The sequence below is a fragment of the Nostoc sp. KVJ3 genome (assembly GCF_026127265.1).
In the GTDB taxonomy this organism is placed as follows: domain Bacteria; phylum Cyanobacteriota; class Cyanobacteriia; order Cyanobacteriales; family Nostocaceae; genus Nostoc.
In genome coordinates this window covers 2,512,108-2,525,307 of the sequence record NZ_WWFG01000002.1, presented here as the reverse complement: position 1 = coordinate 2,525,307, position 13,200 = coordinate 2,512,108, and the positions used below count along the sequence as shown (strand labels likewise).

At 41.4% G+C, this 13,200-nt stretch carries 14 protein-coding genes and 2 pseudogenes; 9 read left to right on the top strand and 7 right to left on the bottom strand.

The genetic code is table 11. The features are described from left to right. Positions 1–27 precede the first annotated feature (27 nt). The 8 genes and pseudogenes from GTQ43_RS26800 to GTQ43_RS26765 all read left to right on the top strand — a co-directional run bounded on the left by GTQ43_RS26800 (position 28) and on the right by GTQ43_RS26765 (position 5,085). Complete coding sequence (locus tag GTQ43_RS26800; RefSeq protein ID WP_265275718.1) at positions 28–588, top strand: type III-B CRISPR module-associated Cmr3 family protein; 561 nt, start codon at positions 28–30, stop codon at positions 586–588. After that, positions 578–736 (top strand): type III-B CRISPR module-associated Cmr3 family protein, encoded by a 159-nt coding sequence (locus GTQ43_RS26795; RefSeq protein ID WP_265275717.1) that lies wholly within the window; start codon positions 578–580, stop codon positions 734–736. The genes GTQ43_RS26800 and GTQ43_RS26795 overlap by 11 nt, the downstream gene beginning before the upstream one ends. A gap of 26 nt (positions 737–762) precedes the next feature. Next, positions 763–1,224, top strand: coding sequence for a hypothetical protein (locus GTQ43_RS26790; protein ID WP_265275716.1), 462 nt, complete (start codon positions 763–765; stop codon positions 1,222–1,224). A 3-nt stretch (positions 1,225–1,227) separates the two neighbouring features. Beyond that, positions 1,228–2,133, top strand: a complete 906-nt coding sequence (locus GTQ43_RS26785; RefSeq protein WP_265275715.1) for an RAMP superfamily CRISPR-associated protein — start codon at positions 1,228–1,230, stop codon at positions 2,131–2,133. Between the two features lie 2 nt (positions 2,134–2,135). Then, a complete protein-coding gene (locus GTQ43_RS26780) occupies positions 2,136–2,525 on the top strand; it encodes a hypothetical protein (protein ID WP_265275714.1) in 390 nt (129 codons plus the stop codon). A 66-nt stretch (positions 2,526–2,591) separates the two neighbouring features. Further along, positions 2,592–4,307, top strand: a complete 1,716-nt coding sequence (locus tag GTQ43_RS26775) for an RAMP superfamily protein (RefSeq protein WP_265275713.1) — start codon at positions 2,592–2,594, stop codon at positions 4,305–4,307. A gap of 199 nt (positions 4,308–4,506) precedes the next feature. Continuing rightward, positions 4,507–4,635 (top strand): annotated as a pseudogene (locus GTQ43_RS26770) (zinc-dependent peptidase); the annotation flags it as partial. A 69-nt stretch (positions 4,636–4,704) separates the two neighbouring features. Then, positions 4,705–5,085: a hypothetical protein gene (locus GTQ43_RS26765; protein ID WP_265275712.1), complete on the top strand. Its 381-nt coding sequence runs from the start codon at positions 4,705–4,707 to the stop codon at positions 5,083–5,085. Between the two features lie 59 nt (positions 5,086–5,144). Here GTQ43_RS26765 and GTQ43_RS26760 read toward each other — a convergent pair. Next, positions 5,145–5,697 (bottom strand): annotated as a pseudogene (locus GTQ43_RS26760) (J domain-containing protein); the annotation flags it as partial. A gap of 94 nt (positions 5,698–5,791) precedes the next feature. On the opposite strand from GTQ43_RS26760, the gene GTQ43_RS26755 reads away from it, so the two are divergent. Continuing rightward, a complete protein-coding gene (locus GTQ43_RS26755) occupies positions 5,792–6,442 on the top strand; it encodes a class I SAM-dependent methyltransferase (protein ID WP_265275711.1) in 651 nt (216 codons plus the stop codon). 380 nt (positions 6,443–6,822) lie between these two features. On the opposite strand, the gene GTQ43_RS26750 is transcribed toward GTQ43_RS26755, so the two are convergent. The 6 genes from GTQ43_RS26750 to GTQ43_RS26725 form a co-directional block, all read right to left on the bottom strand. Further along, on the bottom strand, positions 6,823–7,761 hold the full coding sequence (locus tag GTQ43_RS26750; RefSeq protein ID WP_265275710.1) for an ABC transporter permease: 939 nt from the start codon (positions 7,759–7,761) through the stop codon (positions 6,823–6,825). Between the two features lie 62 nt (positions 7,762–7,823). Continuing rightward, the gene (locus GTQ43_RS26745; protein WP_265275709.1) at positions 7,824–8,864 is read right to left on the bottom strand and encodes an ABC transporter permease; all 1,041 of its coding nucleotides are present in this window, start codon (positions 8,862–8,864) and stop codon (positions 7,824–7,826) included. A gap of 328 nt (positions 8,865–9,192) precedes the next feature. After that, complete coding sequence (locus GTQ43_RS26740; RefSeq protein ID WP_265275708.1) at positions 9,193–9,375, bottom strand: hypothetical protein; 183 nt, start codon at positions 9,373–9,375, stop codon at positions 9,193–9,195. Then, a complete protein-coding gene (locus GTQ43_RS26735; protein WP_265275707.1) occupies positions 9,368–9,943 on the bottom strand; it encodes a zeta toxin family protein in 576 nt (191 codons plus the stop codon). The genes GTQ43_RS26740 and GTQ43_RS26735 overlap by 8 nt, the downstream gene beginning before the upstream one ends. Position 9,944: 1 nt before the next feature. After that, positions 9,945–11,417 carry an ABC transporter ATP-binding protein gene (locus tag GTQ43_RS26730; protein ID WP_265275706.1) on the bottom strand — a complete coding sequence of 491 codons (1,473 nt, stop codon included), beginning with the start codon at positions 11,415–11,417 and terminating at the stop codon, positions 9,945–9,947. Positions 11,418–11,732: 315 nt separating this feature from the next. Next, on the bottom strand, positions 11,733–12,791 hold the full coding sequence (locus tag GTQ43_RS26725) for a BMP family protein (protein ID WP_265275705.1): 1,059 nt from the start codon (positions 12,789–12,791) through the stop codon (positions 11,733–11,735). Between the last annotated feature and the right edge of the window lie 409 nt (positions 12,792–13,200).

Below are 13,200 nucleotides of genomic sequence, written 5' to 3'. Positions count from 1 at the left end.
TTTAATTCTTTTTACTTTTTACTTCTCATGCACTGGTATAAAATTACTCCTTTAGATGTATTACTATTTCGAGATTGCAAACCATTTAGTCCTGGTGATGGTTCGTGGGCGAAAGGGCTATTTCCACCTATGCCAATTACAGTATTTCAGGCAATGCGATCGCTTTTACCACTAACCAATAATCAGGAGGAACGTAGCAAACGCGATTTAACTTTTCTTGGCCCGTTTTTATTAGATAGCAACCATACCCTGTGGCTACCTACCCCCAAAGATTTAGTCTGTCTATATCCCCCAGGAGAAGATCGCAAAACCGCCTCTGATAACTGGAGTGAAATTCAACGCTTGCAACCCGTTAACCGTGAACATGAAGCGTGGAAGCACTTGGTATTTGATGGGGAGCAAATTAATCCACTGGTTCTAAATAAAAAATGGGACGGGAATATCAGCCCGCCCAAACCTTGGATTAAAGCCGAAGCACTGTTTGATTACCTTGAAGGTAAAAAAAATAGCAGTAATTGGCAAAAAAACAGACTTTCACAGCAATCCTTGGAAGACGCAGGTATTACCTCACATCCAAATGCAATCTGACAAGCGACAAGTTAAAGATGCTGATGGCTACTTTACCGAAGTCGCCGTCCGCCTTGAACATGGATGGTGCTTTATCGCGGCTTTGAGTGGAAATGTTTTAGAAACCGAAAGCATTGTCCGGTTGGGGGGGAGGGACACCGGGCTTTAGTATCGCCATTGCAAGCTGATACGGTCTTGAAAGAACAACTTGGTTTGATTACAGTAGGATCTCCCGTATCGGATGGAAATCCACCCGATACAGTCTTGAAAGAACAACTTGGTTTGATTACAGGCGATCGCTCCTCCACAGGATCAAACTTTGCCTATCTTCTTACCCCTGGACTGGCACTATTTACAGAAACAAGATACAGCGCCTATCCCCAAGCTTGGAAGCAACAGTTAAAAGGCTGCGCTACCGACAAAGCTTTACTCTGGGGTGGGATCTCGACACTGCGTAAAGATAAAGATAAGGGCGACAAAAAAAGGGAGGAATCTGCACTCTTACCGCAACGAGCTTTTGTACCACCGGGGACAGTTTACATCTTTGATGGCGAACTACCAGCACAATTGCAGGTATTACCCGAACAGAGTGGGCGTTGCTTGGAAACTTTTAAACAGCTTAATTATGGAAAACTTTTATGGGGACAAGGAATTTAATCTATGAGTGATTTTCGGACTGGATATCTTTATACACTTGCACCAATTCATTGCGGTGGCGAAGGCGATTTAGGAAACATCTTAGATATTGTCCGCGAAGTACACACCGATTTTCCTTACATTCCGGGTTCTTCACTCAGAGGTAGCTTGCGATGGGATGTCAACTCTATCGACCCAGCAGCCGCAGATAAATTATTTGGCAGGGAATTAAGTGCGGATGGACAAATGGGAATTCATCAAGTTTGGTTTGGTGATGCTCGCTTATTATGGGTGCCGATGCGAACAATGTCAATGAACGGCAATCGAAATGTATTTACTTGGGTAAGTTGCCATTCGCTGATCGGCAACCATGCATTACTATCTGGGCTACCAATAACTGAGTTTCCCCATCGCCCTGTAGGAACTCAAGTCGGTAGTTATTACGTTGCTGACGCTCAATTAGAAGTTTCAGCACTTACAGAACTCCAAAAACAAGCGATCGCACTAGCAGGAGATTGGCAGCAAGCGCTTGCTGATGCTGTTAAATCAACCTGGAATCATAATCGCATTGTTCTGGCTGATAGCGATTTTCAAACCTTAATGGAGCATTCATTGTGGACGCAGATTCGCAACAAAATTAACAAACTTGATGATGAAGATAACGAAGATCATTCTGAAGGTGGTGCAGAAATATTTTGGACTGATGTTTGTATTCCTAGAGATACTATTCTCTACTACCCTTGGGGTTACAAATTAAATAAAACTAATCCCGTAGCCAAACAGGAACATGATTATTTGATGGATGTTGTTACAGGATTATTTCAAATTGGCGGACAAGCCAACGTCGGGCGAGGTTGGGTACAAGGCTGGGTGACAAATGATACTTTACCTGGATTAAAAACAAGTCAATCTGTCCCTGTGGAGGCATAGTCATGGTTAAGCCAGAACAAATCAGCCTGACTGCTCACCAACATATTCAAAAATATCTTGAAAACAGTCCTAATACTGCAATTAGTAAAGAAGAGTTAAACGCGATTTTAAGGCTATCTCAGCATTTGCGGGTTTTTGGTTTACTCTCAGCCGCAGCCTATGTCAATCAAACAAATGCCCAAGGAGGAACAGTGCGATCGCGTATTCTTCCCGTCTGGAAATCGCTTCTTGGTCAACTGATCAATTCCGAAATACCACCTTCGGAAGAAGAATTACGCGAGATGATTGTCCAAATGGCAAAGAATGAACCTGATAAATATATGGCTACTTGGCGCAAAGCAATGATTCTATCCAATCATTGGAATTTTTGGGCTAGAGCCTATTCTGCATAATTCCTCTTTTGACTTTTGTACAGATGCGATTAATCGCGTCTCAACTTTTAACTTTTAAATTAAGTTATGTACACTGCACCCCAACTGGTTCATTTCCTAGAAAAACAACATCAACGCCGAGGAACATCAAATTTATTCAAGAAAGATACTTTTACCCTGCAATGGAGAAGTAAAGTTGGTTCATTTCCCCATCCCGATGTTGAGACAATGGTTTCTGCGGGAGAACCAAGTGGTGCTTGGTATGTTACTAATGGACGAGCAGAAGATAAACGCCAATTAGACGAAAACTTGGATGAAATGCCAGAACTTCCCCTGAATGGCTATATTCCTGGTTCTTCAATTCGGGGAATCGTGCGTGCGTGGGCAATGGAACGTCCCAGCATTCGTCAGCAAATGTTGAATTTGTTGGGCTATCAACAAAGAAACGTTATTCAAGAGGGTAAAATCGAATTTTTTGATGCATGGCCCGAAACAGCAACCAAACTTGTTTTAGATATAGTTAACCCACAGCAAGACTTCCAAGTTTATCATCAGGGGCAAGGTACACCACTTTCAATTTACACTTTGGGAGATGGTGAAGATACTATTCCGGTGACAGTAGCAATTCGAGGGATTTTTGGTAAAGCCAGCCCCCAAGATGTCCAAACAGTTTGGGAATGGGTGCAGCAAGCACTTAGCGTTCATGGAGTTGGCAGTCGTACCTCTGCGGGATATGGTCAGATTAAAGCACCTAGCAGTTTTAGACCTTCAACACAATTACGCCAAGCTGAAAATGGTTCCACTACTAAAACCTTTGAATTTAAACTCTACAGCCAAGGTTGTGCGGGTGCTGATCGACAACAACAAGATTTTCGTCCTTCTCATTGGCGCGGTTGGTTGCGTTCTTGGATATTGCGGTTTCTGTTGGGTGTCATGTCGGAAGATAACGCAAAAAAAACTTTGTGGGAACTAATGGGAACCATAGGAACCATAGAAGCAGATACCCACAAAGGTTGCGTAAAAATCCGCATGATTCCGGGGATAGAAATTTGGGGCGATCGCTCAAGTAACCAGCCTTACTTTTATGTTTGGGAAGGGAAATTACAAGTTACTGCACCAAGCGAAATTCTCAACAAAATTATTCTCCCGATTATCCGGTTTGCAGTTAGTACAGGAGGTGTTGGTAGAGGTTGGCGACGACCTTTACATATTTTCCACATGAATAACGGCTATCCTGCAACACGGGGAAGTCATTTAGTCATCAAACACCAAGTCCCCAATAGAGAAGGACTCTTGCAGAAAAGAACTTTAAGTTTGCCACTAAATCCAGAAAGTTGGACTTCTATCTATGATAATTGGTTGACGGCTGTGCGATCGCAGTGGGCTAACAGAATTAATATAAATGCCAATCAGTCATTAGAGGGTGAGATATTTTCACCCCGTACTTGTGCTGTTTATGCTGTTCCTGGTTCCGAAACTAATCCAATTGATGAGAATGATTTTGAGTGGTTGGAAACCGATGCGGTAGAAACTCGCGGAGAAGGTATGCACCTGATTTACGAACGCAATTACAAACGTAATCCAGATATTGGAGGCAATGCTGCCAATGGCAATCCTAATTGTTCATGGGCAAGTATTAAGCGAGTTAATATACCTAGTCAAGAAATAGAAGTGGATTGTCAAGAAATTGTTTGCTTGTTTATGGGAGGACAATCACCTCAGTCAAATCATATCCGCGCCCGCTTTCTTCAAGATTTAAACCAGATCGAAGGTAAAGTGCATTTATTTGGTGTTTCTCCTTAAAGACTTTAAGTCATTTTTTGGGATTTTTGAGCGTAGTCATTGCTGGCCGAGTGCCGTCGCCGCGATGTTCGCGCTTTGCACGTAGAAGTCTCGCCGAACAACGTGGCTACGCCAATGCCACATACGCTCCCGTTTGGTATGGCATTGCGTCGCGATCGTCCTCAAAGTGGTTATAGGTGAAACAAGATACTAATAACTGACGAATCCCGCAGAATTTTTCGCAGTAGCGACTGCGACATTCTTTGAATTGCCACAGCAATTGTTGTCCAAGTATGCGGCGCTTTATGAGCAACTGCAACGTTACTATCAATTAGATCCCGTGCAATGAGTTTAGGAAAAATAACTGCTTGAACAAAACACCTTGATGTCTACTCTTCTTCTTTATGAGATACAAGCTATGAAATTATCAGACTTATCAGCAGAAAGCCTAGAAAAAATTAAGGCAGTTAGATGGGATAGGATTATTGAGAAGCATGAAGGGCCAGAGAGTTGGGAATCAGTTCTCAGATATGAACAGCCAGAATTTTTGTCAGTTCAAGGATGTACGATATTATTACCTGTAGATAAGTCACATCACCCTAATATCACCATAATCAGGTGTATCTGGAGTGTAGATAATAACTCTGTAACGCTTTTTTTGTCTGATACTACCTATGAAGATGATCCTTTTTTCTCTGGATTTATGGCGGTATGCGATCGCTTGAAGGGGGAGGAATTTCTTCTAGCAGTTTTGTATCATGAATGGTTTATTATTGAAAGAGTCGAAGCTTTTGAATAATCCTGTTCAGTTGGTATTCCCAAATATTATTCAATAATAATCAATTACTATTTCATTAATTATGACAACATCTGCTCCAAAATATCTTCCATGATTTCTTCGTCTAAAGAGTGCAGACTTGGTGGGCCACCGAGAAATTCTTTGATCGCGATCTTCTACTCTTTAAAGTCCTTGATAAAATCCCGAATTTGAACAACAACGTTGATTTGCGATTCTATTGTTTCTACCATCAAAGCCTTTTTTAGTAGCTTTGCGAGAATCAGAAACCATCGTTCCTTCTGGAGTATTTTTTGCCAAATGTAGTTCCCATTTCAAATTGTCATATTGAGCAAGGAGAATTTGATTTTGCTGTTCTATAATTCGACATTTTCGAGTTAAATTATCCTCTTTATTATAATCAATAATTTCTCCTGCTTGCTGAGTTTGCTCAATTTCAAGAAGTCTCGCTAAATCTCCTTGTTGGTAGGCTTTATTGATTGATTTCATAATTTCTGTATGATATCTCTGTGTCTCACTGTCTTTTACCTTATCAGGGTGAAATATTTCAGCTAATCTCAGAAATGTTTCCCAAATTTTTCTCTTATCCTCTGTTCTAGCTACAGAGGGAGATTCTACAGACTCTAATTAGTGTAGTGGTCATAGGTGAGATAATCTAGATTGTTACTATTGGTCGGGACTGCGTACCAGAAAAATTATAACGATAGAAATGACACCACAAGACGCACGACAATACGCGCCAGCAACTGAGCGCAACCGAGAAGCAATTCTAGAAATACTTTTACAGATATTACCGTCAAGTGGCACTATTTTAGAAATAGCTTCTGGTACTGGTGAACACGCAGTATTTTTTGCGTCCAGGCTAAGTCCTCGCCTGTGGCTACCAACAGATGCAAATTTAGAGTTACGAGCCAGCATCATTGCATGGACAGAACACAATGGATGCGATAACGTTCATGCGCCGCTTGAGTTAGATGTTAGAGAGCCAGTTTGGGCATTGGAGAAAGGGGCAGTGGCTCAGTGGCTGAATACGAAGCCAATTGTCGCCATCGTCAATATCAATATGATTCACATTTCACCTTGGTCAGCGTGTCTTGGGCTAATGGCAGGGGCAGGTCGAATCTTAGCAGCAGGAGGTGTCCTCTATTTGTATGGGCCCTTCAAACAAGGTGGAGAACATACAGCAGCGAGTAATGCAGCCTTTGACGAATATTTACGCAGCCAAAATCGAGAATGGGGTGTGCGGAACTTGGATGATGTAGTGGCAGCAGCTAGGGCAGAACATTTCATCTTGAAACAGATTTACCAAATGCCAGCGAATAATCTTTCAGTAGTGTTTGAACGTTCTTTTTATGAATAATTCCTGAAAATTGTTACAGCTATAAGTTTTTTAATAATGCTCATTCAATTACTCCGATTTTAATATGTCACCAGTTTGACCCAAACATACATCGGGACATCGGGACGATTTCACCATAATTGCTGGGCGCATTCTGGTTTAATTGCTAATTTGAAAAGTCATTATCCCGTCCTGGCGAACCAAAAAGAAGCAGAAGAAGACATAGTGCTTTTTGGATAGGTTTATATGGTTCTAGTTGGATAGTTTCTATGAATGCCAAGAATTGGTTCTTTTTATGATGGCTGCCGTTCACAATAAGCTGGCATTTTATCAGCAGGGTTTGAGGGCTATGATGCTTATCCAGCAACCTTTTTAACCTCTTTTTCACCCCCTCAAGTTTTTTAGTCAGAGTGGTGATTTTCTCCAAAGTAGGGAGTACCTAAAGCTTTAGGGGGTGTAGATTTTCCAAACTTACCGACTAATGCTAGTAAAGCGATCGCATAAGGTAGTATTACTAAAAATTGGTAAGGTATATTTGCCCCTAAAGCCTGAATTCGCAGTTGTAAAGCTTCTGTAGCCCCAAACAGCAAACAAGCCAAAGCACTACCTACAGGATGCCATCTGCCAAAAATTAATGCTGCGATCGCAATAAATCCCTTACCAGCACTCATCCCCTCAGCAAAAAATCTTACCTGTACCAGAGTTAAATAAGCACCTCCTAAACTCGCAAGACAACCACTAATCACCACAGCGATATAACGGACAAATGGTACCGAAATTCCAGCCGTGGCAGCAGCTTGAGGAGATTCTCCCACTGCCCGCAATGTCAGTCCAAAGCTGGTTTTAAATAAAATATATGTAGTTAAAATAACTAGTATAAATAATAAATATACTAAAAAATCTGACTGAAATAGTAGCGACCCGATCAGGGGAATATTGGCTAAACCAGGAATCATAATTGTCCCAATTCTAGGTAACTGCTGTGTACTACTGCCACTAAACACTAATCGAGCCAAAAATGATGTTAATCCAGCGGCGACAAGATTAATTGCTAGCCCAGACACCAATTGATCGACACGTAAAGTTACACACAAAACAGCATGGAGTAGTCCGACTAATCCACCAGCAATTAAGGAAGCGAGGATACCAAGCCAGGGATTGCCAGTGTAGAAAGTGGCAGCAGCGCTAGTAAAAGCACCTGTAAGCAACATTCCTTCTAGGGCGATATTTAATACGCCCGATCGTTCCGAGTACAATCCTCCAAGGGCAGCAAATCCCAAGGGGACGGATAGACGTAAGGTAGCTATTAAGTAATCAGAGAAGAAGTTGAGATTATTCATAGAGTTATTTTTAACGCAGAGGTTCGCAAAGGAAAGCGCAAAGTTTCGCAGAGTTTTCTGAATTAAACTTTGGCGCCTCTCTGGGTTTTGAGTCTTATTTCTCTTTCGAGTGCGAAACTGATAGCAATAAACAACACCATAAACCCTTGAATCGCGTAAACCACTGTTACCGGCACACCTGCACTACGCTGCATCACATTTGCACCACTGCGAAGCGCTGCAAAAAACAAAGAAGTGAATACTACACCGACAACACTACCACGACTTAAAAAAGCGATCGCAATGGCATCAAATCCATAACCAGGTGAAACTTGTTCAAATAGCCGATATTTCAACCCCATCACCTCACAACTCCCAGCCAACCCAGCTAAACCACCCGCAGCAGCCATCACCAGCATTATGGTACGTTCAACAGATATGTGGGCATAACGGGCGGCAATGGGGTTAAATCCCACTGCTGTAATTTGATAACCTAGAGGCGATCGCACTAACAATACCCATAAAATACCTGCGGCAATTAAACCGAATAAAATCCCAGCATGGGCGAGGCTTTGTGGTAATATAATCGGCAATCGGGCTGTTTTGGCAATTAATGGCGAATAAGGACTAGGCGCACCTGCTGCCATTAATGGATTTTGGACTAGGTAGCTAATTAAATTCACGGCGATATAGTTGAGTAACAAGGTAGTAATTACCTCATTCACTCCGCGCATGGCTTTGAGATAACCAGGAATCAAACCCCAAACGGCACCAAAGAAAAATCCTGCCGAAAGTGCTAAGGGGATATGAATTACCGCAGGTAATCTTTGCACATATAACCCAATTAAAGTACTTCCCAAGGCACCCAGATAAATTTGTCCTTCCCCACCGATATTAAATTGCCCAGCCCGCAATGCCACTAACACGCCTAAACTGGTGAACAATAGCGGTGTCATTTTGGTGAGGGTGTTACCAAATCCAAAGTAGGTAGAGAGAGATTCTTGAAATAAGATGCTGTATGCAGTGATGGGATTTGCCCCAGCAATTAGCATGAGGATAGCACCGATGATAAGGGCGGAGGCGATGGCAATGAGCGGTGATAGGATTGGTAACAGGAATTTCATGCGATTAGTTGCGATCGTTCGGTTTGGAGATATGATTTCTTATGCAGTTCATTAACTCCTCTAAGAGGTTGTTTGAAAAGTCCTCTTGTGAGTATCAAAATGTTCTAGATCCCCCTAAATCCACGCCACGTGCTTCAAGTCGGGGAACCCGCCCAACGCAGTGGCTCCCCTTAAAAAAGGGGACTTTGATTCCAGTTTCCCCCTTTTTAAGGGGGGTTAGGGGGGATCAACAAGTGTTCAAAATCACAACAAATTACTTTTCAAACAACCTCAAAGCTGAATCAAATTGAACAATTTATAAACATCATTTTTAGTTGTAAATTTTGTTCTAACTGTTCTGCTGATTCTGAATCGCTGTAATTTCATCAGGCGTTAAAGTTACAACCTTTCCTTCTCGCATAATACTAATCGATTGCCCAAGCTTACGATGTCGTTCTATTGCTGCTGCAATTGCGGCTTTGACTCCAGCATCAATCTTAAAATGTAACTTTTTCATCTCTTCTTCAGTCATTTAATACCTCTATAATTTGGTTCCAAATCTCATTTATATAAATAATAGGCTGTTGATGAATAATGCGTTCAGCAACGAAAAGGGGAGATGATCTAGAGTTATCATAGATCATCCAACCATCGCATAAAGGTAAGTATAAAGAAATCAGATTCTTTCGTCCCTGTTGGTAACGTCTACGAATAACATCTTTTGGAATCGAGTGTCCACCACTAGCAACCCTTACTGCTACTCGTTCTACTGCCAAGTCAACGCTTTGTAACCAAAAGTATATCAAGTTAATTGTGTAGCCTTTTGCTCTACAACCAATAATAAAAGGTGCAAAACTTCTAGCTGCTAGCGTAGTTTCAAAAGCAAAGTCACTACCTGAATTAGATAAAGTTCGCAGTCGCATAATCATTAATCTTCCTGCTTCTATAGCCATAGAATCAGGATTTAATGGAGATAGTCCAGCAGCAATAGCATCTGCATTTACGTACTCAAAACAGTCTAGAAAATTCGGTAACAAACTCATTGAAACAGTAGTTTTTCCTGAACCATTTGCACCACCGATAATATAAAGACTCGGCATTTTACTCTCTGGGTGTTCCCCCAGCCATCAACAAACCAATTTCTTCCACCTTCGCCGTAGCTGCATCCAAAATAGCCACAAACTCACCTCTGTAGATTACAGCAATGCGATCGCTCATTGCCATCACTTCTTCTAACTCAGTAGAAATATACAAAATTGCGGCACCGCGATCGCGTTCTGTTAATATTCGAGACTGAACGGCTATTGTCGCCCCCACATCTAATCCCCTGGTGGGTTGCATGGCGATAATTAAAGCTGGTGTTTGCGCCAGTTCTCGCGCTAACACCACTTTTTGTTGATTTCCTCCCGAAAGCTGACTTACCTTGATATCAATCCCATTCGCCCGAATGTCAAACTCTTGCATAGCAGCTTGGGTATGATTAGCGATCGCTTCTTGTTGTAACAAAAAACGGCGACAAAATGGCAGATATTTAAAAGCTTTTAAAATTAAATTTTGGGCAATGCTAAATTGCAACACCAATCCCATTGTCTGTCTATCTTCTGGAATGTAGCCTACTGAGGAATGTTTGGGCGTAAACTCAATTTTACCCTGCTTAATAGTCCGCAAAAGAGCAATGCCATCAGCTAATTCTCGCTGTCCATTGCCATCGACACCAGCAATTCCTAAAATTTCTCCCGCCCGCAGTTCAAAAGATACATTATTCACAGCCGGAATATTTCTTTCATCAGTAACTTGCAAATTTTGCACCGACAGGATTATTTCTCCTGGTAATGTAGGACTTTTATTTAACTGTAAACCTACCTCCCGTCCTACCATTAATGTTGCTAACTGCTGAGATGTCGCTGCTGAAGTTGATATTGTTTCTACTACCTTTCCCTGGCGTAAAACTGTTACTGAATCACAGAGATTCATTACCTCTTCTAATTTATGACTGATAAAAATGATTGTATTCCCCACGGCTGCCAATTGGCGCAAGATAACAATTAATGATTCTACTTCTGGCGGTGTTAAAACTGCTGTAGGTTCATCAAGAATCAACAACTTTGCTCGACGGTAGAGAACTTTGAGAATTTCTACCCATTGTTGTGCCCCAATAGATAAATTTTCAACTTTGGCAGTGGGGTCAATTTCTAATCCATAAGCTTGGGATAATGCGGCGATTTCTTGCTGTTTAGATTGGATATTTAGCCGCCAAGTTTTCTCCATCCCTAAGATGATATTTTCTGTGACAGTCAATTGAGGCACAAGCATAAAGTGTTGGTAAATCATGCCAATACCTAATTTAATTGCCTCATTTGGCGAGGAAATTTTTATTAGTTGTTCTTGGAGATAAATCTCACCAACATCAGGTTGATAGAGTCCACTAATAATATTCATTAAAGTACTCTTCCCCGCACCATTTTCGCCTAGTATTGCATGAATGGTTCCAGATGCAACAGAGAGATTGATATTGTCGTTAGCAATAAAAGACCCAAAGCGTTTGGTAATATTGTTTAAGCGTAAATAGTTCATATTCACAAAACTGATAGCTTGTAGTGAAGATTCGCGTCAGTTTTACCCCACCCTAACCCTCCCCTTAGAAAGGGGAGGGAACAAGATTTCTTATTTCCCCCCTTTATAAGGGGGGATTAAGGGGGGTAATCCGACTTATGTGTACACGGTAGCTTAAAAAGGGGAGGCAAAAGTCTCTTAAAGTCCCCCTTTTTAAGGGGGATTTAGGGGGATCTCCAACGATTTTGGGTTTCTACAGAGATGTGTGTACACCGTAGCCTTTCTAAGGGGGGTAATTTGACTACGAAAGTTTTTTAATATATCTGTATGCTAAACCTATGTTGTTATTTTCTTCACGCAGCGCGTATCCTTCCCAGCCTCTTTACAGTCTTCAAAAACGATTTTTTTATTAACAATTTCTTGTTTTGTATTCAATACCTTTTGCTTAACAGCTTCCGGCACAATTGCCCCAAATTTCCCCAAAAATAAGATATCTGTCCTTTCTAGCCCAATTGTATATATTTGTCCTTTGATTTGTTTTTGTTTAGCTAATTCTGCTATGTAAACGATGGCTAAATCTAAGCTTTTGACAGCGCTGGTTAAGACAGCTTTTGGTGCAATGTCTAATTGATCCTTGGTGTTACCAAAAGCATATACTCCTTTTTCACCTGCTGTTTGTAAAACTGCGGCTGAAGCATTATCTAACCATTGATAGATGACATCAGCACCAGAAGAAATTAATGCCAGAGTAGCTTCTTTGGCTTTGGCAACATCATTCCAATCACCTGTAAAAGTAGAAGTAATTTGGATATTTGGTTTAACAGACTTTGCCCCTAATTCAAATCCCCGTAGTTCTCCCTCGGTAGCGGGAAACTTTTCTCCAGCAATATAAGCTAATTTATTAGATTTAGTGACAAAAGCACCGATAATACCACACAAATAACTAGCTTGTAGGTGATCTATTCGTAAAGAAGCAATATTCTCAGCCTTGAGATTACCATTTACTCCCACAAAAAATGTGTTGGGGAACTGTGAGGCGACTTGTTCAATTGCGGCATCAAATTGTCCACCATGCGCGAAGATGAGATTGTAGCCTTTACGAGCAAAATCTGTTAATACTTCTGTTTGATCTGCTTGTGCTACTTTTTCTACATAGGCGATTTGGGCACTTAGCTTTTGTTTTGCTAGATTGATTCCTTCATAACCAGATTGATTCCAGCCTTTATCGGTAATCATTCCAGGGAGAGCGATCGCTATTTTAAACCCTTCACTACCACCTGTTGTTGTCGCTATTGGTGTTGTCGGCTTATTACTACAAGCTTGCACCACTAAGCTGGTAGCAAACGCGGCTGAACCAAACAAGATAAATTCACGCCGACTAAAGTTTGTTGTCATACCTCACCTTCAGATAGATACCTATTTTAGTTATTTCAACACTCTAAAGTTATAGGTGGTCTTTTGGAAACCTGATTAGCATTTTCGGTGAAAGTAAGTGAAAAGGGAAGCGCTAAAAAAGTGACTTTTCTGGTGTTGGCGATAGGCTACGACCGAAAGCGCGATCGCAGAGCGTGATGATGAAAAACACTCGAACGCGGTAAAAACTGGATGGAATTACGATCTATTGGGCTGGCTACTTGAGGCAGGAATAAATCGAGGAAATCAACAAAAAACGTAGATAGTAGTTCTTTGAAAAGGCGGTCGTGGTCATTGAAATTTCTCCACAAAAAGTTGAAAGGATTTTGCTCTGCCCCATCTAATATAAGGGTGAGTGACCACGATCTGGTGTCAAAAGATTTGTTTGTCT